The sequence below is a fragment of the Deltaproteobacteria bacterium HGW-Deltaproteobacteria-6 genome (genome assembly GCA_002840435.1).
GTDB lineage: Bacteria > Desulfobacterota > Syntrophia > Syntrophales > Smithellaceae > UBA8904.
Window position 1 is genome coordinate 726642 of record PHAT01000005.1, and the last position, 24500, is coordinate 751141.

27 protein-coding genes and 1 riboswitch are annotated in these 24500 nt (G+C 49.9%); of the genes, 10 read left to right on the forward strand and 17 right to left on the reverse strand.

Annotated elements, in window-relative coordinates:
* Window positions 1-56 precede the first annotated feature (56 nt).
* The 7 genes from CVU71_13505 to CVU71_13535 all read left to right on the forward strand — a co-directional run bounded on the left by CVU71_13505 (window position 57) and on the right by CVU71_13535 (window position 5237).
* Window positions 57-518: a YaiI/YqxD family protein gene (locus CVU71_13505; protein PKN18728.1), complete on the forward strand. Its 462-nt coding sequence runs from the start codon at window positions 57-59 to the stop codon at window positions 516-518.
* Window positions 519-652: 134 nt separating this feature from the next.
* Window positions 653-763, forward strand: a riboswitch (TPP riboswitch).
* Window positions 764-803: 40 nt separating this feature from the next.
* A complete protein-coding gene (gene thiE, locus CVU71_13510) occupies window positions 804-1478 on the forward strand; it encodes a thiamine phosphate synthase (protein PKN18498.1) in 675 nt (224 codons plus the stop codon).
* 11 nt (window positions 1479-1489) lie between these two features.
* On the forward strand, window positions 1490-1690 hold the full coding sequence (gene thiS, locus CVU71_13515) for a thiamine biosynthesis protein ThiS (GenBank protein PKN18499.1): 201 nt from the start codon (window positions 1490-1492) through the stop codon (window positions 1688-1690).
* Window positions 1691-1692: 2 nt separating this feature from the next.
* Window positions 1693-2478, forward strand: a complete 786-nt coding sequence (locus CVU71_13520) for a thiazole synthase (protein ID PKN18500.1) — start codon at window positions 1693-1695, stop codon at window positions 2476-2478.
* Between the two features lie 24 nt (window positions 2479-2502).
* The gene (locus CVU71_13525) at window positions 2503-3621 is read left to right on the forward strand and encodes a 2-iminoacetate synthase ThiH (protein PKN18501.1); all 1119 of its coding nucleotides are present in this window, start codon (window positions 2503-2505) and stop codon (window positions 3619-3621) included.
* Complete coding sequence (gene thiF, locus CVU71_13530) at window positions 3611-4216, forward strand: thiamine biosynthesis protein ThiF (GenBank protein PKN18502.1); 606 nt, start codon at window positions 3611-3613, stop codon at window positions 4214-4216. Before CVU71_13525 ends, thiF begins: the two co-directional genes overlap by 11 nt.
* Before the next feature lie 88 nt (window positions 4217-4304).
* The gene (locus CVU71_13535) at window positions 4305-5237 is read left to right on the forward strand and encodes a hypothetical protein (GenBank protein ID PKN18503.1); all 933 of its coding nucleotides are present in this window, start codon (window positions 4305-4307) and stop codon (window positions 5235-5237) included.
* Window positions 5238-5342: 105 nt separating this feature from the next.
* On the opposite strand, the gene CVU71_13540 is transcribed toward CVU71_13535, so the two are convergent.
* From CVU71_13540 to CVU71_13585, 10 genes are all read right to left on the reverse strand, one after another.
* Complete coding sequence (locus tag CVU71_13540; protein PKN18504.1) at window positions 5343-6485, reverse strand: hypothetical protein; 1143 nt, start codon at window positions 6483-6485, stop codon at window positions 5343-5345.
* A 189-nt stretch (window positions 6486-6674) separates the two neighbouring features.
* Window positions 6675-6980 carry a hypothetical protein gene (locus tag CVU71_13545; GenBank protein PKN18505.1) on the reverse strand — a complete coding sequence of 102 codons (306 nt, stop codon included), beginning with the start codon at window positions 6978-6980 and terminating at the stop codon, window positions 6675-6677.
* A 74-nt stretch (window positions 6981-7054) separates the two neighbouring features.
* Window positions 7055-7720, reverse strand: a complete 666-nt coding sequence (locus CVU71_13550) for a hypothetical protein (protein ID PKN18506.1) — start codon at window positions 7718-7720, stop codon at window positions 7055-7057.
* 330 nt (window positions 7721-8050) lie between these two features.
* A complete protein-coding gene (locus CVU71_13555; GenBank protein PKN18507.1) occupies window positions 8051-8527 on the reverse strand; it encodes an SET domain-containing protein-lysine N-methyltransferase in 477 nt (158 codons plus the stop codon).
* A gap of 286 nt (window positions 8528-8813) precedes the next feature.
* Window positions 8814-9119 (reverse strand): hypothetical protein, encoded by a 306-nt coding sequence (locus CVU71_13560; protein ID PKN18508.1) that lies wholly within the window; start codon window positions 9117-9119, stop codon window positions 8814-8816.
* 277 nt (window positions 9120-9396) lie between these two features.
* Window positions 9397-10374, reverse strand: a complete 978-nt coding sequence (locus tag CVU71_13565) for a hypothetical protein (protein PKN18509.1) — start codon at window positions 10372-10374, stop codon at window positions 9397-9399.
* A gap of 68 nt (window positions 10375-10442) precedes the next feature.
* Window positions 10443-11684: an SAM-dependent methyltransferase gene (locus CVU71_13570; protein PKN18510.1), complete on the reverse strand. Its 1242-nt coding sequence runs from the start codon at window positions 11682-11684 to the stop codon at window positions 10443-10445.
* Window positions 11685-11833: 149 nt separating this feature from the next.
* Window positions 11834-12811 carry a hypothetical protein gene (locus tag CVU71_13575; GenBank protein ID PKN18511.1) on the reverse strand — a complete coding sequence of 326 codons (978 nt, stop codon included), beginning with the start codon at window positions 12809-12811 and terminating at the stop codon, window positions 11834-11836.
* A 66-nt stretch (window positions 12812-12877) separates the two neighbouring features.
* Window positions 12878-13546, reverse strand: coding sequence for a TVP38/TMEM64 family protein (locus CVU71_13580; protein ID PKN18512.1), 669 nt, complete (start codon window positions 13544-13546; stop codon window positions 12878-12880).
* Window positions 13543-13770 (reverse strand): hypothetical protein, encoded by a 228-nt coding sequence (locus CVU71_13585; protein PKN18513.1) that lies wholly within the window; start codon window positions 13768-13770, stop codon window positions 13543-13545. The genes CVU71_13580 and CVU71_13585 overlap by 4 nt, the downstream gene beginning before the upstream one ends.
* Before the next feature lie 217 nt (window positions 13771-13987).
* Between CVU71_13585 and CVU71_13590 the strand changes: the two genes are divergently transcribed.
* Window positions 13988-15349 carry an acetyl-CoA C-acyltransferase gene (locus CVU71_13590; protein PKN18514.1) on the forward strand — a complete coding sequence of 454 codons (1362 nt, stop codon included), beginning with the start codon at window positions 13988-13990 and terminating at the stop codon, window positions 15347-15349.
* 254 nt (window positions 15350-15603) lie between these two features.
* Here the strand turns inward: CVU71_13590 and CVU71_13595 are convergent, their stop codons facing one another.
* Together CVU71_13595 and CVU71_13600 are read right to left on the reverse strand one after the other, a co-directional pair.
* Complete coding sequence (locus CVU71_13595) at window positions 15604-16209, reverse strand: hypothetical protein (GenBank protein ID PKN18515.1); 606 nt, start codon at window positions 16207-16209, stop codon at window positions 15604-15606.
* 281 nt (window positions 16210-16490) lie between these two features.
* A complete protein-coding gene (locus CVU71_13600) occupies window positions 16491-17213 on the reverse strand; it encodes a lipase (protein ID PKN18729.1) in 723 nt (240 codons plus the stop codon).
* Between the two features lie 251 nt (window positions 17214-17464).
* Between CVU71_13600 and CVU71_13605 the strand changes: the two genes are divergently transcribed.
* Both CVU71_13605 and CVU71_13610 read left to right on the forward strand, forming a co-directional pair.
* Window positions 17465-18205, forward strand: coding sequence for an MBL fold metallo-hydrolase (locus tag CVU71_13605; protein ID PKN18516.1), 741 nt, complete (start codon window positions 17465-17467; stop codon window positions 18203-18205).
* Between the two features lie 79 nt (window positions 18206-18284).
* Window positions 18285-18926 carry a lysine transporter LysE gene (locus CVU71_13610; GenBank protein ID PKN18730.1) on the forward strand — a complete coding sequence of 214 codons (642 nt, stop codon included), beginning with the start codon at window positions 18285-18287 and terminating at the stop codon, window positions 18924-18926.
* 132 nt (window positions 18927-19058) lie between these two features.
* Here CVU71_13610 and CVU71_13615 read toward each other — a convergent pair whose 3' ends face one another.
* The 5 genes from CVU71_13615 to CVU71_13635 form a co-directional block, all read right to left on the reverse strand.
* Window positions 19059-19442: a hypothetical protein gene (locus tag CVU71_13615; protein ID PKN18517.1), complete on the reverse strand. Its 384-nt coding sequence runs from the start codon at window positions 19440-19442 to the stop codon at window positions 19059-19061.
* Window positions 19443-19687: 245 nt separating this feature from the next.
* Complete coding sequence (locus CVU71_13620; GenBank protein ID PKN18518.1) at window positions 19688-20803, reverse strand: diguanylate cyclase; 1116 nt, start codon at window positions 20801-20803, stop codon at window positions 19688-19690.
* 140 nt (window positions 20804-20943) lie between these two features.
* Window positions 20944-21381 carry an acyl-CoA thioesterase gene (locus tag CVU71_13625; protein PKN18519.1) on the reverse strand — a complete coding sequence of 146 codons (438 nt, stop codon included), beginning with the start codon at window positions 21379-21381 and terminating at the stop codon, window positions 20944-20946.
* Between the two features lie 203 nt (window positions 21382-21584).
* Window positions 21585-22481 carry an EamA family transporter gene (locus CVU71_13630; GenBank protein ID PKN18520.1) on the reverse strand — a complete coding sequence of 299 codons (897 nt, stop codon included), beginning with the start codon at window positions 22479-22481 and terminating at the stop codon, window positions 21585-21587.
* 154 nt (window positions 22482-22635) lie between these two features.
* On the reverse strand, window positions 22636-24450 hold the full coding sequence (locus CVU71_13635; GenBank protein PKN18521.1) for a long-chain fatty acid--CoA ligase: 1815 nt from the start codon (window positions 24448-24450) through the stop codon (window positions 22636-22638).
* Between the last annotated feature and the right edge of the window lie 50 nt (window positions 24451-24500).

Consider the following 24500-nt stretch of genomic DNA (forward strand, 5'->3'; position numbering starts at 1 on the left):
TAAGAACACAAGTTGACGCGCAGGACCGGTCATGCGCAAATGAAGACAGAGGTTTTATGCAGATATTTATTGATGCGGATGCCTTTCCAAATGTGATCAGAGACATCCTGATTAAAGCGTCGCTGCGCCTGAGTATTCCCCTGATCTTCGTGGCCAACAAGCCGTTGCGCCTGGAGAAGCTGGCCCATCTGTCTTTGATCCTGGTTCCCGAAGGGCCGGACGTGGCCGATGACCGCATCGCCCAATTGGTCCAGCCGGGTGATCTGGTTATCACAGCGGACATCCCGCTGGCCGACCGGGTGGTGGCTAAAAATGCGTTTGCCATGAATCCCCGCGGCATGCTTTACACGGAGCACAACATCAAAGACCGGCTGGCCATGCGTGACTTGCTGGGCGAGCTGCGGGATAACGGCATGATCACCGGCGGTCCCGCCGCCTTCAGCAAGAAAGACCGCCAGGCCTTTGCCAATCAACTGGACAGCTTTCTGGTCAGGCAACTGAAAGCCGAAAAACAGTAAAATAGAAATAGTTGAAAAGCAGTATCGAAGGGTACCGGCGCGGAAGCCGGCATCTTGAGCCTGTTGTTTTGCATGGTCCCTAAATCAACCCAAATGATTGACAGACGCTGTAAGCTATGCTACGCGGCATTAACATACTGCATAAGGGGAGGCCGTGTTTTCGGCCTGAGAGTTTCGTAAGTAAGCGAAAGACCCTCATTACCTGATCCGGATCATGCCGGCGTAGGGATCGCAAGAATAAATACCCCTTATGCAATTGAACCGTGGCATAAGGGGTATTTATTTATGGGTGGAAAAAAGAAAATTAATCCAGGGAGTCTCTATCTTGTTCTCAGCGGGGCATGCGGCAGCGGCCGGGGCCCCCTGGAGATCGCAAAATGGGCTATTGCCGGAGGCATCGATATTCTTCAAATGCGGGAGAAGGATATGTCGCCTCAGGAATTATCAGCTTTAGGAACCGCCCTTTCCTGCTTGTGCCGGAAAAGCGGCATCATTTTCATCGTCAATGACGATCCCCGTCTTGCCGTGGACCTTGACGCCGACGGCGTCCATATGGGGCAGGAAGATCTGACCGCATGCAGTGTCGATACGGTTCGGCGCATTGTCGGACCCCGCAGGATTATCGGCCTGTCGACTCACAACCCCGATCAGTTTCGTGAAGCCCTTGCCCGGGATGTCGATTATCTTGCCTTTGGCCCCGTCTTTCAGACCAAAACAAAAAGTTATCATATTGGAACGGCGGATATCCGTCAGATCGTTGCCATCACGTCGAAGCCCGTTTTTTTTATCGGCGGCATTCAGACTGCCAATCTGGATATTCTCATCAAGAAAGGAGCGACGAATGTGGCTTTGATCAGGGATATCATGGAGGCGGAAGATGTGGTGGAAAGAACAGGATGGTACAAACGAAAGCTAACGGGGGCTTCCGGCCGGATGTTTTTGAATGGCCCGGAAAAGTAGGAGGAAAGAATATGCGGATACGCATCAACGGCACGCCGGCTGCGATAGAGGGAGCCGTTAATCTTGAACAGTTGATCGTTGGCAAGGGACTCATACCGGAGCGGGTTGTCGTGGAGTTGAATCTGCGGATCATACCCCGCAACCAATGGAGAACGGTTTTGTTAAACGATGACGACGCCATCGAGATCGTCAGTTTTGTCGGAGGAGGTTGAAAGTGAAAGACAGATTGGAAATAGCGGGACGAAGGATTGAAAGCCGCCTTTTGGTCGGCACGGGAAAGTTTCCCGGCAATGACGTGATGAGGGAGGCCCTTGCAGCATCAGGGGCCCATATTGTTACCGTGGCCTTAAGACGGGTGGATGCCGGGGCGATATCGGGAAGCATCCTCGATTTTCTCCCCCCGGAGTGCATTGTCATGGCTAACACATCGGGCGCCCGAAATGCCGACGAGGCGATCAGGATCGCCCGCTTGGCCCGCGCGGCGGGCGCCGGCGATTGGATTAAAATTGAAGTCGTTGCGGACAACAAATACCTTTTGCCCGATAACCTGGAGACGCTGCGGGCGACGGAGAGTCTCGTCAGGGAAGGGTTTGTCGTTTTGCCTTACATGAACCCCGATTTGTCCATGGCTCGTCGATTTGTTGATTGCGGCGCTGCTGCCGTCATGCCACTGGGCTCACCTATTGGCTCCAGCCGCGGCCTTCGGACAAAAGAACTTGTAGAGATCATGATCCGGGAGATTCCCATCCCCGTTATTGTCGATGCCGGTCTGGGTAAACCGTCCCACGCTTGCGAATGCATGGAAATGGGGTGTGATGCCGTGCTGGTCAATACAGCCATTGCCATTGCCCCCAATCCCGTCAATATGGCCGCGGCTTTCAAGCTGGCCGTAGATGCCGGCCGCATGGCCTATGTGAATGGCATGGCCCGGCAGACCGAAACGGCAAGGGCTTCTTCGCCGCTGACGGGATTTTTGCACGGGGATACCGGTGAAAAATAATCGTTGAGGGACCAATAGAGACTTATGAGCTTCTATCCTATCTTAAATCAATACAGTGATGCAAAGATCGATCACACGATGACCTCAGTTTCCGGAACCGACGTGGAGCGGGCTCTGGCTAAGGATTATCCCGGGGCGGATGACTTTCTGGCTTTGCTGTCGCCCGCGGCGGGCGTTTATCTGGAACAGATGGCGCGGCTTTCACAAGATCTGACCCTGCGGCATTTTGGCAGAACGCTCCAGCTCTATACACCCCTGTACCTGTCGGACTATTGTGAGAACCGCTGCACGTATTGCAGTTTCAGCGCTTTGAATCCGTTTCCCCGAAGGACGCTCAGCCTGGGCGAGGTGGACCGGGAAGGGGCCGTTATTGCCGCAACGGGGTTAAGGCATCTTCTGATTTTAACGGGGGAGTCGCGGAAGCAAAGTCCCGTCCGGTATATTGGCGATTGCGTAGCCGTTTTGAAAAAATATTTTCATTCCATCGCGATTGAAATCTATCCCCTCTCAAAAGCGGAATATGCCGCGCTGATCGAGCGGGGGGTGGACGGTCTGACGCTATATCAGGAAACATATGATGAATCCGTTTATCGGGACATACACCCTGCCGGGCCGAAACAGGACTACCGTTTTCGGCTGGATGCGCCGGAGCGGGCCGCCACAAGCCATATGAGGCAAATCAATATCGGGGCCCTGCTGGGACTTGCTGATTGGCGTAAGGAAGTCTTTGCCCTGGGGCGTCATGCCCGTTATCTTATGGACCGTTTTCCCGATGCCGACATCGGAGTCTCTGTCCCGCGGTTAAGGCCCCACAAGGGCGCCTTTATACGGGCCTGCGGCATGACCGATTCTCATCTGGTTCAGGCGATCCTGTCCCTGCGTCTGTTTCTGCCGCGACTCGGAATTTCGCTCTCGACACGAGAGACGGAGACGTTTCGTGATCATTTGATTCCCCTGGGGATTACGCGTATGTCTGCCGGGTCCGTCACCTCCGTGGGAGGCCATGGCCACCGGGCATCAGCGGAAGCCGCTTTGCCTCAGTTTGAAATTGCGGATCATCGCACCATCGAACAAATGACAGCACTGATCCGCTCCAGGGGTTACGATCCGGTCTTGAGCGATTGGGTGCCCCATGATCTATGAACCCTCTCTTATTCAAAAGATTGGCGCGGCAGGTGTTGAGAGACTTCGGGCAGTCAAAGTCGGCATTGCCGGCGCCGGCGGTCTGGGTTCCAACTGTGCGCAAAACCTGGTGCGCTGCGGGTTTTTGAGACTCAAGCTGGTTGATTTCGATATTGTTGAGGCATCCAACCTGGATCGTCAATTCTATTTCACTGATCAAACGGGGATGGCAAAAGTCGACGCCCTCAAAATAAATCTGCTGAGAATCAATTCCGGGCTTGATGTGGAGGCACTTACCGTCAAGATTGGCGAGGGTGACGGTACAAACATCTTCGGTGATTGCGATATTGTTGCTGAATGTCTTGACCGTGCTGAGGCCAAGAGCCGGCTTGTTTCGGAGCTATTACCCATGGGAAAATTGATTGTCGCCGCTTCCGGCCTTGGCGGTTATGGGGAAACGGACCGGATTAGGGTGCGTAGAATCAGGAATAACCTCGTCATCGTCGGCGATCTTACATCCGATATAACAGACCATCCCGCTTTGTCGCCCCGGGTGAGCATTACAGCGGCAAAACAGGTTGACGTCATTCTCGAATATGTCTTGACGTCCCTATAGCCGCCGCAGTAACTTATCGGCTGAAGAGTACGACGATTCCAGACCGGGAAATGGAAAACGCCATGCAAAAGAATTCTTGTATTTGAATATGACCAGAATGCGAATTATCACATCCATGATTCCGCTCCTTCCCTCGGTCCAACATCTGGACGGTTATTGTGCCAGCCGGTTTTCTTATCTGACAAAGGATCAATGGCAGCAGGAAATTCATGCCGGTAAGTTATCTCTGGATGATGTCACAGTTTACGATCCCGCAGTATTGCTGACAGGCGGGGAAGTGCTTTCCTGGGACGGCAGCGGGATCATTGAACCGGAAGTCGATGAAAAGTTCACGATCCTCCATGAAGATGAATGGTTCGTCGCTGTCAATAAAACAGGGAATCTGCCGGTCCATCCATCGGGACGATATTTCAACCACACACTGACGGCAATGCTGGAGGACCGCTGCGCGCGTAAAGTCTATCCGGTGCACCGCATCGACCGCGAAACATCGGGCGTCATCCTCCTGGCCTTTGATGGGAGACGGGCCGGTGTTCTATCCGAAGCGCTGGCAGAAGGATCAAAGGAGTATCTGGCGCTGGTGCATGGATATTTCCCTGATGAAGAGTTGATCGTTGATTTGCCATTAGGGCGTGATACCCAGTCCGCCGTGAGCAAGAAATACAAAGCGTGGCCGGGCGGTGTGCAAAAGGCTTTGACACGGTTTCGGAAAATTCTCACGGCCGGTGATATGTCGCTTGTCCGGTGTTTTCCCGAAACCGGGAGGCTTCATCAGATACGCGCCCACCTGCTGGCCGCAGGTTATCCTATTGTCGGTGATAAACTCTATGGAAGGGATGAAACGGCTTTTCTCACCTTCATCAAGCAGGGCTTTACTGCCGGATTGCGGGAGAGCCTTGTGTTGCCGCGCCAGGCTTTGCACGCGGCAAGGCTGGTCATATTGCATCCGCAGACCGGAAAAGCATTAGTCATCCGTGCGCCTCTTCCCAAAATGTTTGCTGGGGTGTTACTTTTAACTTGAACTTTGTATCCAAATTTTAATCACTAAAATTCTTTTCTCAAACTTGCTAGAGAGATATTGTAACATGTTCTATCTTCATGGAAAGGAAGATTCTCCTCCGGCAGTTCATCTATCTCGGCCAATAAATTTCTCAATTTCTGCGATAACGGCAGAGTAAATAACGCGATGCCCCAGCCAGTTCGGGTGATCATTATTGTTGATGAACACGTTTTTTCCGTCTAGTATGGCCTTTTCCATAGTCGGGTACACATCAATATATTTAATTCCATGCCTCTGAAGTATTGATATCACATTTTTTCTGGGTTTATTGAAATCGAGATTATTGTAATCAATTCCTCGTTCCGCTGCAGCAACGACATACATTCTACGGTAAATATCCATTCCGTAAAACTCCCGCGGTTCGAGTAACACAACAATCAACTTGCCATCGAGTTTTGATTTCATATCATTAAACAGGGCATCAATAAGTTTATATCCATTGTTGGCACATCGCTCTATCTGGGGATCTTTATGCTTCATTACATATTTCCATCCGCCATTGATGGAATAAAAATGCTGCTTGAGATAATATGTATAATTAAGAAACTCTTCCTTAAGTCCTAGCTTGAAAGCTATGTTATTCAACCTGTCTCTGATAAGATCCTTGCTTACAACAAATTTGTTCATGTAAGCAAAATCCGGGGCATATTTAAAGACATTTTTAAGTGAATCGTCTCTAGGTTTGATGACAATACTGCCGTCCGCATCGCCGAAAGTCACATATTCGTCGGTACTCCAATACTGGCTTTGCATCATGGACCCTTCATAGTCGTTACCGAGATTGAAAAAAATGATGCTCAAGCGGGGTTTGAAAGGAGTATTTTTTATTGCGATATACTGCCTTGCCAAGTCACTTCCGTTTTTACCCGCAATTTTCACAGAATACCTGTTGCCGAAATGATCGCGAATCAATTCCGAAAAGGCGTAACCATGGGCAACGCCGAAGCCGAACGTCCAGGAATCACCATATAATAGAATATCAGCCGGCTCTGCAGAATGTATGTTGTAATATTCAGGAGGTACAACACGAAATTCAAAACCATCTTTGCTGATGACGATGTCATTTATCTTCTTCCCAGCCGGGCTGGTGCAGTGCATTCTAATAAGATTGAGAGTCATGTTTATGATGAATACCGCCGCAAAAAGGAAGAAAATTCCTAAAACCAACCCGTATGCGTATTTCAAATATTTTATTTTTTTATTGCTCATAACCCTGTTTTTCACATTCGTTTGAGGTATTGTTCAGACAAGCGCTGGTACTCAGCAGCATGGTTATCATAAAATTATCGAAAAATTGTTAAGAAACATCTTTTTACGATATCGAGTATATGAAACGTGAACTTGACTGTCAAGGAAATCCGGTAGCGCCAAGTCAGAGAAGTTGGTCAAACTGGCTTTTCATATCCTGCAGGATTGCAAAAGGCTTTGACACGGTTTCGGAAAATTCTCACGGCCGGTGATATGTCGCTTGTCCGGTGTTTTCCCGAAACGGGAAGGCTTCATCAGATACGTGCGCACCTGTTGGCTATGGGTTATCCGATTGTGGGTGATAAACTTTACGGGAGAGATGAAACGGCTTTTCTCACCTTCATCAAGCAGGGGATTTACTGCCGGATTGCGGGAGAGCCTTGTGCTGCCGCGCCAGGCTTTGCACGCGGCAAGGCTGGTCATATTGCATCCGCAGACCGGAAAAGCATTAGTCATCCGTGCGCCTCTTCCCAAAATGTTTGCTGTTGATCGGGCAGGTTCAACGAAACGGGGCGGGCCATTCCAGGCCGTCAGAATCGGTATTTCAGTCCTATCGCCAGAGCATTGGAGCCGCCTTTATCCGCGAAAAGGCCATAGGCGTTTGACCGGTGATGAAGACGGGTGATTAAAGAGACGCGCGAGTATTCAGGCAGCCCCAAGGTTAACTCCATCATCCAATAGGCCAGCCACTTGGACGTCGTTCCGTCGTTCATGATTTCAATTTCCGGGTCCGCCGTCGCGTAAGACGGTCCAAGTCCAAAAGCCAAACTGGTATCGATATATTTATCCCACCAGAACGCATCCCATCGGGCGGTCACAAGCGCGTTCAGCTCCCAATGGTTCTGAATGTTAAAATGCTTGACGACTTGCCCTTCTATCTCAAAACTCGCCATTTTTTTAAAGGCGCCTATCCGCCTGGCAATGCTGGCCGCCGCAAAATAGGAATTTTTAAAGTCCAGCGCTTCACCGACACCAAAAAAATTTTCCCAATGATTGGTCGTCATTTGACCGGCAAAAATGTTTAAATAGTAAGGTTTTTTTTCTGCCTCATCGGCATGGGTAATGACGGGTGAAAAACAAATGATAATCAACATGATTGACCATATAAAGCTGACCCTGTTCCGCCGGCTCGCGGCAATAAGCTTTATTTTGAATGGGTTTATTTGATGAAAATATTGATCGGGTATGGATAACATTAAACCACATCTCCTTTCAGAAACAGGGTTTCAATTATTGCCTCATGCCATCACCCATACAAGGGGAGCCGAATTAAATTCCTTGAGACTGATATTTGCGTCTAATTCATGAAAAAGTCAAGAGGCTGTGTTGATGGATGATTATTAACAAAAGCAGCAGTTCGCGGGTATTGCGGATGCCTGACTGCAGAAAGTTGAGAATAATCCGGTGGCAAAATAACATTGCAGACAAAATATGAATAGGCAGCCGGTTCTCTTCGGTTCCGGTTGACGAGATCCCATGTGCCGTCATGTGCCCCCGGGGCTTCAAGGCGGCCTGGTGCCCCAAGCCTAGCTTTTTACGTCCAGCATGGTTCCACGGCAATTGGCCGCGCCGCACAGGCAGGCGTGTTCCTTTTTGACCCTGGTGGTTTTACGGCCTTCGATGGTCAGGCTGTAGTCGTAAAAGAGTTCCTCGCCGGGGTCGATATCGCGCACAGCATTAAGAAAGACGCGGTAACCGTCCTGACAGGCTTCCAGATTCGGCTCGCAGGAATGGTTGATCCACCGGGCCGAGTTGCCGTCGTACTTGGCGTCGATGACATGGCCGTCGTCCAGATGAAAGTAAAACGTATGGTTGGGCTGGCTGGGGTCGTGGGGGTGCCGGGCCAGAGCCTTGCGCCAGGTGATGATTTCTCCCTTGTATTCCAGAACTCTCTCGCCTTCCCGAATAGGTTTGACGGCGTAGACGCCCTTTCCGTGAATACCCGACTTGCGCACCTGTGTCCGGCGGCCGGCGGTTGAGGATATTTTGTTTTTGCTTGGCATCGTTTGATCAGGACCTTCATGTGAATTGGTGGGCGTATATACAAGGAACGACCTTGCCGGTCAAGACCAATTTTACCATGACCTAAGATATGATCCTGCTGTTTTTCTTACAGTTCATTTTGCAGATACTTATTAAATTAATTTGAACACCGGATGTTAAAGCGGGCGTAGTTTTCCAGGAAATTGTAATGCCCGGATACAATCATTCACTGAAACATATCCGGGCATTTTTTGAGATAATCATGATGGGTTAAGTCAGCTTTGACTCTTTCACACGCATTCTTTTTCAACGAATCTGAATGCTGAAGTTCGGCAAATACAAACTGAACCCGGGTTGATGAGGTTCATAAACACGCACAACGGGCTGCGAGGCATAAACAGGAATTCTTTCCACAATCACCGGCTGACGATAAGGCCTCTGATAATAATGATGATCACGATAATCTCTGTGATTATATTGGTGATGTATTCGGTCTTGCCTGCCGCGATCGTCAAAGCGCCGGCCATTTCCCCAGCCCGGATCCGCTAATGCGGAAAAAGTAAAACCCGTAACGACTAGAATTGTGGCAAATGCCATGGTTAATTTTTTCATTGTTCATTCTCCTTTCGCTTACCTTTCGTTGCTTTTGTATAACGCATATCTCATGCCAGGCAAATGGTGGCGAGCAACAGCCTTAATATTATTTGATTATTTTAAATTTCTGGATTGTCCGGCGACAGTTCTGCCAATTATTAAACATAAAAGGTGGTTCGGAAGTATTCGATCTGAGTACGCAGATGGGTCGTTAGTATCCATGGTTGGTAAACGGCAGCTGCATGGTTCCGCAGCCGTGTTTAACAGTCGGAAAAACAGGAAGCGCATCCTGAGATTAAGCGGCGGTATAGAACAATATGTCGTTGATCAGGCTTTCCTTCAGTGCCCCGTCGCGTTTGAGTTCCTGGAGGTACACATAGGTTTCGTTGAGCGCCATGAACTTATCCCAGTCGTCCCAATCAGCCGCTGCCTCGCCGATTACCTCCGCGCAGATGGCATAGGTTGTTCTGGGCTTGGTGCTCAGGTTTTTCCGGAGCGCTTCCTTTTTCAAGGCATGATGCGCGCGGATTTCCCGAATGCGCTCTGCAAGGCCGCTGAAAGAATTTCCATGCCCCGGATAGATGGTGGCAATCGGCAGCTTCTCAACAACGGTGAGCGACTCCAGATAGTTTTTCAGCGGCTGAAAAATTTCATCATAAATATTGGGGCTGAGACTTGGCGCGATATAAGGCAGGATATGATCGCCGGCCAGCAGCAGGCCGTCTTCCCGGAAGAAAAAACAGACGTGCCCCGCGGCGTGGCCCGGCGTGAAAATAACTTCAAATGAACGATTGCCGAACCGGCGTATTTCATTTTCCTGCAAAAAGGTATTCACCGTAAATTGCGGGATACGGCTCTTCATATCTTCAATCTCTTCGACGATTGCTTCCACCTCGCGGGCGGGCAGGCCGTGCCTGGCATAGAGGCGTCTGGCCTGCAAAATAAGATATTCCCCCTGCTGGAAATGCGTATGAACCTGATGGGCGGCTTCCGACAGATGAAGGCGGGCTTTTGATTTATCCTGGATGATGCCCGCCATGCTGCAGTGATCGGTGTGCACGTGGGTGAGATAAATGTCGCTGATGTTGTGAACCGAAAGGCCGATGCTTTGCAAATCCTCTTCCAGCTTTTCAAAAGCGCCGGGCATTTGCATTCCCGTGTCAAAAAGGGCCACGCTTCCCCCGTCAACCGCCGCGTAGGCATGGACATGACGCAGACGAAAAGGCATGGGCAGAGTGATGCGATAGAAGCTGTCCGAAATTTCAGTGATCATGGAAAATACAAACTCATTCTTTAGAGCAAGGGGAGTTGATCCTTTGGCCCTGGTCCTGTTTTTTCAATCTATGCCGGTTTGCGAAAGACCACCTGAATGTCGCCGATGGCTCTTTCCCGAAAGCCGGCTTCACACATGGCCAGATAATAAATCCATTTGCGCCGGAAAACCTCATCAAATCCCAGCGCATTGATTTTATCCATATTGCGCGTGAATGAGGATCGCCAGTCCCTGAGCGTCCGGGCGTAATTCAGGCCGATATCTTCCAGGTTTTCCATCAGCAAACCGGTGCGACGGGTTACGATTTCGGCCAGTGCGGTGACCGACGGCAGGTGGCCGCCGGGGAAAATGTATTTTTGAATCCAGTCTGTCGTGCGCCGGTAATTCTCATAGCTCTGGTCGGGAATGGTGATTACCTGGATAACCAGCCTTCCCGCCGGTTTAAGCAGTTTATCGCAGGTTGTGAAGAATGTTCCCAGATATTGATGGCCGACCGCTTCCAGCATTTCGATGGAGACGATCTTGTCAAAGAGTCCTGTCACATGCCGGTAGTCTTGAAACAGGATGGTGATTTTGTCCTGGAGGCCTGCCTGAAGGACTCGTTTGCGCGCCAATTCGTATTGTTCTCCGGAAACGGTAACGCCGGTGATGCGGCAACCCGTTTCCCGCGCCGCTTCCATGGCGAAACCGCCCCAGCCGCAGCCGATTTCAAGAACGTGATCCGCAGGTGTAAGATGCGCCTTTTCGATGATGCTCTGTATTTTATGGTGCTGCGCGTCTTCGCAGGTGTCGTTCTCATCCGCGTATAAACCGCAGGAATACAGCATGGTCGGGTCCAGAAACGTCTGAAAAAAATCGTTGCTGAGGTCATAGTGTTTGCCGATGTTCCGGCGCGAACCCTTGAGCGTATTGGCACGCAACGTATGCAGGAGGCGGTCTTTCTGACGCATCAGCCACGCCGTGGCCATGTGTCCGTTTTCCAGCGCCCCGCGATTTTTAATCAAAACGCTGAACAACGCCGGGATGTCATCCGTGTCCCAGAAGCCCTGCATGTAAGCTTCGCCCAGGCCCACGTCGCCGCCGAGAACCGCATCTTTAAAAAAGCGGTAATCATGGATGATCATTCGGGCCCGGAGAGATGAATTTTGATCGCCGAAATGCCTTTCGCCGCCGTCCGGCAGGTGAAAAGTAAGACTTCCCGTTCTTATTTTATTAAATAAGCTGACCACTAAATTCATGCAGGATCGTTCAAAGATAGTCGGCGTTTCATTGCAGGCTATTTTCCGAGGAAACCTGGGATTTTCTTTCATACAGCACCCCCTCCCGAAGGTTCACCAGATATGAAATTTTACCATAAAATCGGGCCCTGTCGCAATAGCGATAATGGCATCCTGCATTCGAAAGCACAAACGCGACCCTGTTGACGCTTCATGTTTTCCCGGCCGGCGGAGTGTTTACCCTAGAGACGAATGACTTCGATGAGATAGGCGATAATCATGGCCAACGCTGTAATGCCGTGCACCTTGATCATCGCCAGATTGGCCGGGGCCATTTTAAGAGGATCATTCAGGTGATGTCGCAGAACGGCAAAGGACTTGACGGCGAAGGGGAGGCTGATCAGGCCGAGAAGAATGAAGGGTGACAACGTGTTCAAAAACGCGCTGGCAATCAGGATTCCGTAAGCAACCGTCAGACCGATTCCGTAGAGAACCACGCCTGTTTTTCTGCCGAAGCGGGCGACCAGATTCCATTTGCCGCCGCGTCGGTCCGTTTCATAATCGGGAATCTCGTTGATAATAATCATCGACCACATCATGAATCCCGGCACCAGTGATGCGATCAGCGGTTCAACGGCTAATGTCTGTGCCTGAACGTAATAGGATCCCATCACAATGACCGGCCCGAAATTGACCAGCAAACCCAGTTCGCCAAACCCCCGGTAGCCAAAACGGATCGGCGGCGTGGTGTAAAAAATAGAAGAGGCCATGCCGAAAATTCCCAGCATTAAAACAGGCCATCCGCAGGCATGGGTCAGATAGACGCCGATTGCCGCGGTCGTCATAAAAAACAAGCCCGCCGCTTTCAGCATTTGCGTGTCTTTGAGCAATCCTTCCGGCAGAACACCGCTGCCGCCGGCAAAGAAATTTTTCTCGTCTCCTTTTTTCAAGTCGATAGCGTGACGGAAATCGAGTACATCGTCCACCAGGTTGAGCCCGAAATGATTGACGGTGACGCCGATAACGACCAGTGCAAAATGAAATAGGTGAAGCGGGTGCCCCTGAGCCCAGGCGATCACGCCGCCCAGAAGCGCGGGAAGGATGCTGGGCAGGACAAAATAGAGTCGAAGCGCGCGCCGCCAGGCGATCCAGGCGGGGACGGATTCTGTTTTACGCGGGTCGGCATTGCCGGTTATAGAGGGCTTTAAGCTGATTTTCATGGCCGGTCTTTACCCTATGGTTGCCTCTTGAAGGTGCTCACGCATCAGTTGCCGGTATGCGGACTTCTACTTCTTTTGATTCTTGAGCAAATCCAGAATTCTATCCTGATACCGCCAGACAAATATGGAAACAATAACAGCCGCGACTGTGACAACGGCTAAAAGCATATACTGCTCATTGTGGGCGATGTTGCCGCTGATGGACAGCATCATGGTGCCGAAAAAGCGTCCGACGGTGCAAACAATAATAAATGTCAACGTTGGAATACGGCTGACTCCCATGATGAAACAAAGATAATCTTTGGGAAAACCGGGAATCAGAAACAGCAGAAAGGAAACCAGAATACCTTTGTGTTCCATGAAATTATCGAATTTCTCGAAGACTTCTTTTTTAACCACTTTTTCCAGAAGCGGCTCGCCGAAAAAACGCGCCAGCATGAACGCGAGCCATGAGCCAAGCGTCAGGCCGATAGTGGAATAAATCGTTCCCCAGAAAGGACCGTAAATATAACCGCCGATAAAACCGGTTAATTCTCCCGGTATCGGGGCGGCAACAACCTGGACAATCTGGAGTACAATAAAGATCAATTCATCGTAACGGTAGGACTTGATGAAGTGGACGATTTGCTGTTTGTCTTTAAAAAATCTGAACAGGTCAAAATGGACAAAAAGATAAGCGGCCAGAACAGCGAGGAATAAAAGGATTGAAAATCTTAATACGAGATGTTTATTCATAAAGGAATCGGGCGCTTTCTCTTGCTTCGCTTGATGGTCAATTTTTTCGCGTCCTCTTCCGGTTTTTTATCCGGTTCATTCATGGCCTGCTTGAATCCTTTGATGGCCTTGCCGATTGTATCTCCCAACCCGGATAATTTCCCCGGACCGAAAATGATCAGAATGATAATCAAAATTAACGATAAGGTGCATTGGTTGGAAAAGTCCCCCGAACATACAGACATCTCTCCCAAGGCTTCCTGCAGTTTGTGTGATAAACTACCTCATAATCTTTTGGTCGTCAAATTATTTAAAGCCGGGATTATTTCAGACGATTGAGGCGGGCATCACCGATTCAAAATAGTTGACTAAATGAAATGGATGTGCAAGAAAAACGCATTCTTAAGAAAATTTTAAAACAATACCGGGTACCTGTTGATCATCATGGAGGGGGAGGACGACATGTCGAAAGTGCCGCAAAAACTGGAAAGAAAAAGATCTGAAATCTATAAAGATGCGCCCATTGCCAAATATGGCGAAAGAAAGCCCGACTTTACCACCATGGGGCGAAAGATAAAAAATCCTCATAAGAAATTTCGCGAGGTCGTCTGCGTGGAAGCCTGCCGGACACCGTATGGCCGTTCCGGGGGGGCGCTGAAAGATTTTTCGGCGATGGAGCTGGGCGCCCTGGCGATTAAAGAGGTTTTACGAAGGACCGAAGGCAAGGTGAACCCCGCTGATGTGGATTACATTTTCATGGGGCAGGTGGTTCCGGCCGGGTGCGGTCAGATCCCGGGGCGGCAGGCCACCATTCTGGCAGGTGTGCCGGAATCCGTTCCGTCCATTACCGTCAATAAAGTCTGTTCATCCGGCATCAAAACCATTGATCTGGCGTTTCAGATGATTCTGCTGGGACGCGCCGATATCTGCATCGCCGGGGGGCAGGAAAGCATGAGCAACTGTCCGTTTGTGCTCCCGGATATGCGCTGGGGCGCCAAGATGGGCCTGCCCAACGGCCGCGTGGTGGATGCCATGGTTTATGACGGTTTGTGGGACGCCTTCTACAATCGCCACATGGCGATTCACGGTTCGGAGGTGGCCGATGAGTTCGGCTTTACCAGAGAGGAACAGGATGAATGGGCGCTTAATTCCCAGATGAACGCCGTGCGCGCGATGAACGAAGGAAAGCTTGATGCTGAAATTTTCCCCGTGGAAATCAAACAGGGAAAGAAAGTCATCATCATGGATAAAGACGAAGGGCCCAGGCCGGAGACAACGATGGAAGGGCTGGCCAAGCTTCCGCCGGTGTTCGGACATCTCAGCACCGTCACCGGTAAGCCCGGCAGTGTCACAGCCGGAAACGCGCCGGGCGTCAATGATGGCGGTGATGTCTGTCTGCTGATGAGCCGGGAAAAAGCCGATGAACTGGGTCTCAAGCCGATCTTTACCATCGTCGATTATGCCGAAGTGTCGCAGCCGACCAAAGATATCGCGACCGTGCCGGGGCTGGCGATTAAGAAAATTCTGGAGCAAAATGATCTGACGCTCGATCAGATGGACGTGATCGAAATCAACGAAGCCTTTGCCGCGGTGGCGCTGGTGAGCTGCCGTTCCATTCTGGGCATGACCAAAGAAGACATGTTTAAAAAGGTGAATATCAACGGCGGCGCGGTGGCCTATGGCCATCCCATCGGCGCAACCGGCGCCCGTATTGCCATGACGCTGGGCTATGAATTGAGAAGACGCGGCGGCGGATATGGCGTCTGCGGCATTTGTTCCGGCCACGCGCAGGGCGATGCCATGCTGATCCGCGTGGATAAATAAAGAAACTATTACCGGTTGGTGGGGGACGGTTGTTCGGCATAAACCGGGGCAACCGTTTCCTGCTCAACTATTTTTTACAACAGATTGCCGCAGGATAATCGAAGCACTTCTTCACGATGCCCGATAAAAATCTTTGTGCACCTTGCTTTCACCAGTAAATAAACGATTTTGAAAATTCAAGATGTTATTGATCAGGCTTGGAAAGGTGCAACGACGACATTAGCCGGAGCGCAGCGATCGGCTGTATGTGATTGTTAAACGGTCATATTCGGATATTCACTTTCAATATCCCAAAGAAGCGCAATAGGGTCTCCTAACTTCAAATTACCAGTTCCATCAGCTTGGACAAACAACGGTTCTCCGTGCATTTTGGCCTCCAGTTTTATACCTCGCCACTCAGCCTCGTTTATAGGTTCTTTATTCAGAAAATGCCACTTTGCATTGTGGGATATTGCATTACGGCAATGCCGAAGAAATTCCCACTTCTTTTCATTGGTTCGGCATGCATTGTATTTTGTTATTTCATGCGCCATCGCAAGGCATGCCGATGCCGCTCGTGCTTGGAATGGCAAAAGATAGCCATGATTAAGAGCCATTTCCTTAGCCACAAATTCTATACTCACATCTAACTTTTCTGTATCTCCTGTCACAGCGAGATTCAATGGGGATAGCAAGCTTTTGATGCCTGTTTCTATATCGTTTCTAGTATCGTTACAGTGTGAAGGAATAGTAAAGTCTCGCTTGCCATTCGCAACGGCAATTGCTCCAATTGCGCAAATCTCCTTGAGACCGTGCAATTGGGCTAAATACGACATGACCAAAGGATAGAAAGGCTTTGACCTATCGAAGTTATATTTCATTTCCCTCTCATTTTTCGTTTAACAATTAATATACGTGGCAAGTATTTTCCGAAATTTGCTGCGATTTTACTCTATCTAAAACAAAATGCAACGTGAAAAATCATCATAAAATCAATCATAAAGAAATTCGGGCACACGGCATTTTTGGGTAATAAGGACTAAAAGCCGTGTGTGAGTATATCATGTGAAATTTGTCCAGAGTGTTGAAATCCGGTATTAAAGAACACTGCCAGAGCATACACCGGAAAAATGCCGAACGCTTGACTGCCGGAAGCAGTCTGTCACTTCCTGCCTGCTAACATACCCAGCCGGCTGCGAATGATGGAGGCAATATGCATAGCCCAGATGGAATAAGCCGGTATTCCGGGATGAAACCCATCTGCTGCCATGGTGGCTGTATCCAGAGGAAAGTCTATCATAACAAACTCACACCGCTCATGTACCATCGCCAATTTTTCCAATGCCCTGTTGAATCGTCGAGCTCTTGTGCCGAGATACCACCTCAAGGGCTGCGGAAGAGCGGGAAAGAGGTGCATCGGGGGAACGCTCGACAGGATGATATGCTGTGCATGGAACTTTGACTGAAGCAGTTCCACAATCCGTGCTTGTTGATTGATCCATTTTTCAGCGTCCGTTCCGTGGGTGACATCATTCACGCCTATTGAAGTGACGACGACATCGAACGTCTCCGGAGAAAGCCTCTCGAGTTCTGCCACGATATCTTTCGCTCTTCGGCCCGTTTGCGCAATGAGTTTCCAGGACACCCGGAAATCGCCGCCAAGAGCGGAAACCAGTTGACCGGACAGGGCTTCACTTTGTGTTGATACCCCCACTCCTGCCGCCGCGGAATCACCGAGAATGAGCAGATTGAAGAGCGGTCCCGATCCATGAATGCCGGACCGGTCACCAGAAGGCTCAGGCAGCCTGGGCGTTACGGCACGGACATAAAGGGCCTGCACGATTAAGAGCGGCGCAAGGCCTATAGCCCCAAGTTTATAGTTCATCTGTTTATCGCCCCCAGTCTCGGATTGATTTATCATTATACCTGCAACGGGATGACTTGGAAAGGTCTTCCTGCTGCGCATTACGATTTATCACGGGCGCGTGAGCGCAACCGATGGAAATTGACCTCCGCATTGATGGATTTCTTCTCCTTGTAAAACAATTTTTGATAAGGTAGTAAAATTGACTAATAAATATTATCCGGCATGAAAAAGCTTTTTCGGAATCAGATAAACGCATCGATGAAGGTAAAATGAAGATCACATTTCTGGGCACTAACGGCTGGTACGATACGGATTGCGGTAATACGATTTGCACGCTGATCGAGACAAAAACGGCGTATATTATTCTTGATGCCGGAAATGGCATTCATAAAGCGGACAGGTATATCAAAAAAGATCTGCCGGTTTATTTGTTGCTCAGTCATTTCCACATCGACCATATGGAAGGGCTCCACATTCTGGCAAAATTCAAATTTAAATCGCTGACGATCATGGGACAAACCGGGACAAAAGCGATCATCAAAGAATTTCTCGCTCCCGTATATTCCATCCCCGTCCATAAATTGCCTTTTCCCTGCAAGGTGACAGACGTTAAAGAGGGCCGACACAGCAGTCCTTTTAAATTTCTGGCGCGTGAACTGGTTCACGCTTCCAGGTGTCTCGGCTACCGGTTGGAAATTGACGGCAAGGTGATCAGTTATTGCACCGACACCGGCTACTGTAAGAACTCCGTGGAACTTTCCGCAAATGCCGATCTGCTGATTTCTGAATGCGCGCTGCTCAGCGGGCAGACCTCCGACTCCTGGCCGCACATGAATCCGCAGCTTGCCGCAAAACTAGCGGTTGAATCAAAAGCAAAAAAACTTGCGCTTACCCATTTCGACGCCGCATTATATACGACCATGGCAAAAAGAGAAAAGGCGCAGGCGCGCGCGCGGATGATATTTCCTGAAACTTTTTCCGTTTATGACGGGCTGAAAATTGATATATAAAAGGCTTTGATGCCGGATGATGCGGCCCAATGATAGCTGCCTTCATGCAACGACCGGATCACGGAAAAAATTTATGTTGATCAACCTGTTTACAATTTTTGCTTCTTCTTTTGTCATTGCCCTGTCCGGCGCTTTGATGCCGGGACCGCTCCTGACCGCGACGATCAGCGAAAGTTCGCAGCGTGGTTTTATTGCCGGGCCGTTGATGATTGCCGGCCATGCGATTTTGGAGCTGGGACTGGTCATTGCCCTGCTTACGGGACTGGCGCCTTTTTTTCAGATGCCGGTTGTTTTTGTGATCAGCGCCCTCGCCGGATCCGCCATTCTTTTGTGGATGGCGTTCGGTATGTTCCGCGGGCTGCCCTCCCTCAGCCTGTCCTGGGAAGGTCAACAAAAAAAGCTGAACTATCCGGTGGTCTCCGGCATCTTAATGAGCATCGGGAACCCTTACTGGATTATCTGGTGGGCGACCATTGGCGTGGGATATATTCTCTATTCCCGGCAGTTTGGCCTCTGGGGCGTGGCTTTTTTCTTTGCGGGGCATATTCTGGCCGATCTGGTGTGGTATTCACTGGTTGCAGCCGCAGTGACCGGGGGAAAACATTTTCTGACGGATCGCCTCTACCGCGGTCTTATTGCGCTGTGCGCCGTTTTTCTGGTGGTGTTTGCAGGCTATTTTGCTTACGCCGGTTGCATAAAGCTCTTTACAATCCTTTCCTGAAAATAACCTGTTGCCTGCGGTTACAAAAAAACCAGCCACTTATTTTCGAACGCCTGCATCAGCAGGCTGAGAAAATGAAGTGGCCGGTGAGTGACAGCGTCTAAGATTTTTTTACGCGACAGGATGCCTGGTTCAGGGGACAACTATTTTTGCTGCTTTGCCGCCATGTCCCATCGTGTCATCCGCCCTGACTTCGATTGTGTAGCCTTTCTCTAACGGCAGATCATAGTAGTAGTAGGTGAATGTTTTTTTGCCCGGCTGCCTGTTGTATGTGTATACTGAGTGAAAACTCCCATTGACATAGATTTCTACGGATCTGACAAAATCCGTCATGGGATCCATTACGGGATGGACAAACGTTGCAGCCAGTAGTCTATCGCCTTCAGTTCCGATCACCTGAAGACTTACTTCGGGCGGACCAGCGGCAAAAGACAACTTTGCGTCAAAACTGATCAACAGGGCCAGAAGGAATAACGCCCCCAACATAACCGATAACATTCCGATCTTCTTTTTCATTGTGACCTCCTTGAAAGAAATTATTACTGTTTATATCAGACCTTCCTGCCGCAACTCCTCCTCGTCTCTCGTCCCGGAAAACCACTTGAGACAAGCCAACGGGTTTGTTGCAGTTAATGTAACGGAGAACAGTGTAAAGACAATGGTAATAAAATCTCAGGAGAATAGGAGGTTAATACTATAGATATCTGTTAGTTGGATGACCAGCAACCCGGTTGCGGCAAAGATTTGATGCACAGCGGTATTCAATTTTTTTCTGCGGCAATCTCCCGGCACTCCCGGACCACAACGCGGTTTCGACCGGAAGATTTGGCCGAATAGAGAGCCTCGTCGGCGCACTTGATCAGGAGCTCCGGCGTTCCCGCCTCGGAAGGAATAGTTGCGGCAACCCCCAGGCTTAAGGTGACACATGGGGCGACGCTGGATTTTTTGTGCTCCATGCCCAGATTTTCCACGGCCTGGCGGATTTTTTCAGCGACCCGCAAGGCGCCTTTTTCATCTGTTGCGGGCAGGATGACGGCAAATTCCTCGCCGCCATACCGCGCGACGCAGTCTCCGCCGCGCCGCACGGTTTCACTTAAGGCCCCGGCAACGGATTTCAGACAATCATCCCCTCCCTGATGGCCATAGGTATCATTATAGAGCTTGAAAAAATCCACATCGCTCATAATCAGAGACAGCGGTTCTTTTGTTCTTCGCAGGCGGTTCCACTCCCGTTCCATGGTCTGGTCGAACGAGCGGCGGTTTGCCACCTGAGTCAGGCCGTCACTGGTTGCGAGGCGCTTGAGCCGCTCGTTGGCCTCTTTCAATGTGTTTTCGGCATATTTCCGATCCGTAATATCCTTGAAGCGGGCCACCATGCCGATCACCGCACCGTCAATTCCCCGGAAGGGTGTCGCCGCAAAGATAAAAGGCACCTGCACGCCATCGTGTCGCGCAACCTCGATATCCAGTTCAATTTGGGCTTGGCCATGCAACAGTTTTGTCAGGGTGCATTTCGGTGTGCCGCACCAGTCACAAGGCATCAGTTCGTAGCATTTTTTTCCCACCGCGTCGCTTTCGCTGATATTGAGAAACGACAGCAGGGTTGCATTAATTCTTTTAATGGTGAAGTCCTGATAGACCAGGTACATGCCGTCGATGGACGTATTGATGATTTGGTTCAGTTCGACATTGGCGATTTCGGCTTTCATGGCCATGACATTCGCCCGCTCGATCGCATTTTCAAGATCGGTTCTGATTTGTTCCTGATCGAGTTTCGCTTTTTGCAATTCTTCCGAAACCCGCTGATATTCGGAAAAAAGATTTTCGGCATTTCCATCAGGAGATACCTGCTCCTGCGCCATTATCTTTTTTTCCATAGTGTCCTATTCCCTGGCGGAACAATTTTTTTAAAATGCCTGTTGAATGCACCTTATCACAGTCATTAGAGAAATTAAACTCTCATGACGATTAAATCCTTATGGCATTCTGAAAAAAACCCAAAAGGCCGAGTATGTCTCTAATCACGAAAAGCTTCCGCTTCTTTGTCTTCCGGCAACAGTTCAAACGTGGCTTTGACTTCCCTGGGAATCGAACGCATCGTGCCTTTCTGTGCATCCACAAAGACCCAGTCCGTCTCTCCTTCGGCAAGCAGGGCTTTATCCGACGGGCGGATGATCCGGTATTTGCGCAGCGACAGCACCCGGCGAAAGTTTACGACCCAGGTCATCACAACAATCCGGTCTCCGGCAAACGCCGGTTTTAAATATTCAATTTTATGCATGCGCACCACCCAGGTCGCGCCCGCGGCATTGGTGGCCTGTGTGCAACCGGCTGCTTCGGAGTGCTGCATTGCCGCGTCCTGCATCCAGCGCAGGTATTCTACATTGTTGACATGCCCGTTTTGATCCTCTGCTTCTTTCAGCACGGTTAATTCATAGCGATAGATTTGCGGCATAAGACCTCTTAATTATTAATATACAAAAGTAAATATGACAGCGAATTCATTTTTTCCCGAATGTGTCCTTGAGTGCGCGAAGTATAGAGGGAAGGGATGGGTGTGTCAATAAAATTGATGGCGATATCCGCTGCCCGCTTCTCTTAATCACACGGAATAATACTTATAATGTCTTGCCGTGTTTTGAGCGGGCAAACGAACCTTTACAGGAAGAATAACGCGACTCCGCATAAACTGATGATGGTGCCCAGAATTTCGCGGACCGTTATTTTATGTTTTAAAATAATCATGCTCGGCGGAATGATGAATATGGGCACCAGCGCCATGATGGTTGAAGCAATGCCGGTAGACGTATGCTGAATCGCCAGCAGGGAGAAAGACACGCCCAGAAAGGGACCGAAAAATGAACCGATCGCTATCGGCATCATCGCCTTTTTGTCGCTCAGGGCGAATTTGACGGATGCCCATTTGCGAAGGATGGTAATGATCAATGTAAAACCGACGATGCCCGCAATAATCCGAATCTGCGTGGCGGCAAACGGACTGTATTGCTGCATGCCGTATTTGCTGAAAACGATGCCCAGCGCCTGGCCCATTGCTCCGCCCAAGGCGAGCAGCAAACCCAGGACGGGTTTGCTGACGGTTATCATCCCATTCCCGCCGCCCGGTCTGAATATGGCCGTAATGATGCCTGCCAGAGTCATGACCATCCCAACCAGAGATAATGCGCTCAGGCGCTCATCGAGCAGAATCCATCCGAACACCGCGGCCATCGGGGGCGCCAGTGTCATGATCAGCATGGCCAGCCAGGAACCGATCACGGTAAATGATTTAAATAGCAGGAAATCACCAATGACGAAACCGATCAGGCCGGATATTGCCAACCAGACCCAATTGTGCAGTGAGGCATCCGTGGGCAAAAGCAAGCCCCTGCTGATCCAATTCATGATGGAAAGAAAAGCAAAACCGATGACCAGGCGGATAATATTTACGGGAAGTGAGCCAACCTTTTTACTGGCGGCTTCAAAAGATAACGCCGTGACGGACCAGAAGAAAGCCACCAGCAGGGCGGCCAATTCACCATAATGATTTTGCATCATGATGGTTTTTTATGCCAATTGTTCCAATAAGGCAATACTTTCTCCGGCAATAACTGCTTTTAAATAAAGAAAGATTGCCGCAAGAGTTCATCGATCCCGTAGTAAAAATATTCTGGATACAAAGCAGGATTATCCGGCTTGTCAGCCGCATTCCTCAGTCTTTGTACATGGACTCAATCAGGTCGCCGAACTGGGCATTAATCGACTTTCGCTTCACCTTCATGGTCGGGGTAACTTCGCCATCTTCGGTATAGAGCTTCTTGTCGATAATCCTGAATTTACGGATATTCTCAACGCGGGATACCTGATTGTTCACTTTATCGATTTCTTCCTGAATCAGCGCATTGATTTCCGGCGCGCGGGTCATGGTGGCATAAGTCGTAAATTGCACTTTATTGTCCTGAGCGTATTTCGTGACATTTTCCTCATCGAGGACGATGAGTGCGGTCAGGTATTTCCGGCGGTCGCCGATGACCACGGAGTCGTTGATGTAGGGCGAGAATTTCAACAGGTTCTCCAGATACTGCGGCGCGACGTTTTTGCCGCCCGCCGTGATGATCAGGTCTTTTTTGCGATCGGTCAGTTTCAGGTAACCGTCTTCATCAATCACACCCACGTCGCCGGTATGCATCCAGCCGTCAATCAGGACTTCTTTGGTCTGTTCCTCATCCTTGTAATACCCTTTAAAGATACCCGGATGTTTAACGACAATTTCTCCGTCTTCGGCGATTCTGACCTGTGTTCCCGGTATGGCTTTCCCGACGGTTCCCACTTTAAAATCGATTTCGTTCGACATGTGCGTGATGCCGGTGGTTTCGGTCATGCCGTACCCTTCGCGAATCGGAATGCCGACGCTCTGGAAAAACTTGAGAATTTCATGAGAAATAGGCGCGGCGCCGGAAACTCCCACCTTGACCCGGTCAAATCCCAGGCGTTCTTTGAGCTTCCGGAAAACAACAAAATAGGCGATGTGATAAGCGATGGCCAGCCCTGTGGGCACTTTCTTTTTAGTGAGAGCGATGTTGTTGTACCTTGTGCCGATCTGGACGGCGATTTTATACAATTTGCGTTTAAGCCAGGTCGCGTCGGCCATTTTCAAAACGATGCCGGAGTAATATTTTTCCCAGATTCGGGGAACGGCATGGAACATGGTGGGTGAGATTTCCGTCATGTCCGCCATGACGGTGTCCGTGTTTTCGGTAAAATTGACGATCTGCCCTACGGTCAGATGATACATGATGTCGAAGATTTGCTCATATACGTGATTAAGCGGCAGAAATGAAATGGTTTCGTCTTCATTGGTGAGCGGTGTGACCTGGTTTGCGGACTGGGCGATCCACAGATAACCCTCATGCGCCAAGAGAGCGCCCTTGGGTGGCCCGGTGGTTCCCGAGGTGTAAATAATGCCCGCGATATCGTCAGGCTTTGCCAGGTCAGTCAGCTGCTGGAAAAGCTCCGGATTCTTGCGGTCTTCTTCTTTGCCCAGTTCCAGAAGCTGAGCGAAACTCATGAGCATGGGGTCTTCATAATGTTTGAGACCCTCCATTTCCCAGACGATGAGCTTGCGCAGCATCGGTGTCTTGGATCGGAAAGCCAGTGCCTTGTCCAGCTGCTCTTCATCTTCACAGATATAGACCACGGCATCGGCGTGCCCTACGACGTATTCGCATTCCGCCACCGGATTGGTCGTGTAAACGCCCACCCAGGCGCCGCCCGCGCAAACAATTCCCAGTGCCGAGTAAAGCCATTCCGGCCGGTTTTCTCCGATGATCGCGACGTGGTCTTTGTAGTTGACGCCCAGGGCATGCAGGCCTAAAGTCACATGCTTGACGTTTTCGTAATATTCCTTCCACGTGATATCATGCCAGATGCCGTAATCCTTTCTTCTCAGGGCAATGCGATCGGGCTGCTTTTTCACCATATTCAGAAATGCTTTGGGCAACGTCTTGATTTCCAATGACTGGGCCATACTGTCTCCTTGATCGTTTAGAACCATTAACAAATTTTCTTTTCAGATCC

Bases quoted from the DNA above. Each gene is read 5' to 3' on its own strand.
- CVU71_13505 (PKN18728.1), top strand. From the start codon at position 57: ATGCAGATATTTATTGATGCGGATGCCTTTCCAAATGTGATCAGAGAC.
- thiE (PKN18498.1), top strand. From the start codon at position 804: ATGGGTGGAAAAAAGAAAATTAATCCAGGGAGTCTCTATCTTGTTCTC.
- thiS (PKN18499.1), top strand. From the start codon at position 1,490: ATGCGGATACGCATCAACGGCACGCCGGCTGCGATAGAGGGAGCCGTT.
- CVU71_13525 (PKN18501.1), top strand. From the start codon at position 2,503: ATGAGCTTCTATCCTATCTTAAATCAATACAGTGATGCAAAGATCGAT.
- thiF (PKN18502.1), top strand. From the start codon at position 3,611: ATGATCTATGAACCCTCTCTTATTCAAAAGATTGGCGCGGCAGGTGTT.
- CVU71_13535 (PKN18503.1), top strand. From the start codon at position 4,305: ATGACCAGAATGCGAATTATCACATCCATGATTCCGCTCCTTCCCTCG.
- CVU71_13540 (PKN18504.1), bottom strand. From the start codon at position 6,485: ATGAGCAATAAAAAAATAAAATATTTGAAATACGCATACGGGTTGGTT.
- CVU71_13545 (PKN18505.1), bottom strand. From the start codon at position 6,980: ATGACTAATGCTTTTCCGGTCTGCGGATGCAATATGACCAGCCTTGCC.
- CVU71_13550 (PKN18506.1), bottom strand. From the start codon at position 7,720: ATGTTATCCATACCCGATCAATATTTTCATCAAATAAACCCATTCAAA.
- CVU71_13555 (PKN18507.1), bottom strand. From the start codon at position 8,527: ATGCCAAGCAAAAACAAAATATCCTCAACCGCCGGCCGCCGGACACAG.
- CVU71_13560 (PKN18508.1), bottom strand. From the start codon at position 9,119: ATGAAAAAATTAACCATGGCATTTGCCACAATTCTAGTCGTTACGGGT.
- CVU71_13565 (PKN18509.1), bottom strand. From the start codon at position 10,374: ATGATCACTGAAATTTCGGACAGCTTCTATCGCATCACTCTGCCCATG.
- CVU71_13570 (PKN18510.1), bottom strand. From the start codon at position 11,684: ATGAAAGAAAATCCCAGGTTTCCTCGGAAAATAGCCTGCAATGAAACG.
- CVU71_13575 (PKN18511.1), bottom strand. From the start codon at position 12,811: ATGAAAATCAGCTTAAAGCCCTCTATAACCGGCAATGCCGACCCGCGT.
- CVU71_13580 (PKN18512.1), bottom strand. From the start codon at position 13,546: ATGAATAAACATCTCGTATTAAGATTTTCAATCCTTTTATTCCTCGCT.
- CVU71_13585 (PKN18513.1), bottom strand. From the start codon at position 13,770: ATGTCTGTATGTTCGGGGGACTTTTCCAACCAATGCACCTTATCGTTA.
- CVU71_13590 (PKN18514.1), top strand. From the start codon at position 13,988: ATGTCGAAAGTGCCGCAAAAACTGGAAAGAAAAAGATCTGAAATCTAT.
- CVU71_13595 (PKN18515.1), bottom strand. From the start codon at position 16,209: ATGAAATATAACTTCGATAGGTCAAAGCCTTTCTATCCTTTGGTCATG.
- CVU71_13600 (PKN18729.1), bottom strand. From the start codon at position 17,213: ATGAACTATAAACTTGGGGCTATAGGCCTTGCGCCGCTCTTAATCGTG.
- CVU71_13605 (PKN18516.1), top strand. From the start codon at position 17,465: ATGAAGATCACATTTCTGGGCACTAACGGCTGGTACGATACGGATTGC.
- CVU71_13615 (PKN18517.1), bottom strand. From the start codon at position 19,442: ATGAAAAAGAAGATCGGAATGTTATCGGTTATGTTGGGGGCGTTATTC.
- CVU71_13620 (PKN18518.1), bottom strand. From the start codon at position 20,803: ATGGAAAAAAAGATAATGGCGCAGGAGCAGGTATCTCCTGATGGAAAT.
- CVU71_13625 (PKN18519.1), bottom strand. From the start codon at position 21,381: ATGCCGCAAATCTATCGCTATGAATTAACCGTGCTGAAAGAAGCAGAG.
- CVU71_13630 (PKN18520.1), bottom strand. From the start codon at position 22,481: ATGATGCAAAATCATTATGGTGAATTGGCCGCCCTGCTGGTGGCTTTC.
- CVU71_13635 (PKN18521.1), bottom strand. From the start codon at position 24,450: ATGGCCCAGTCATTGGAAATCAAGACGTTGCCCAAAGCATTTCTGAAT.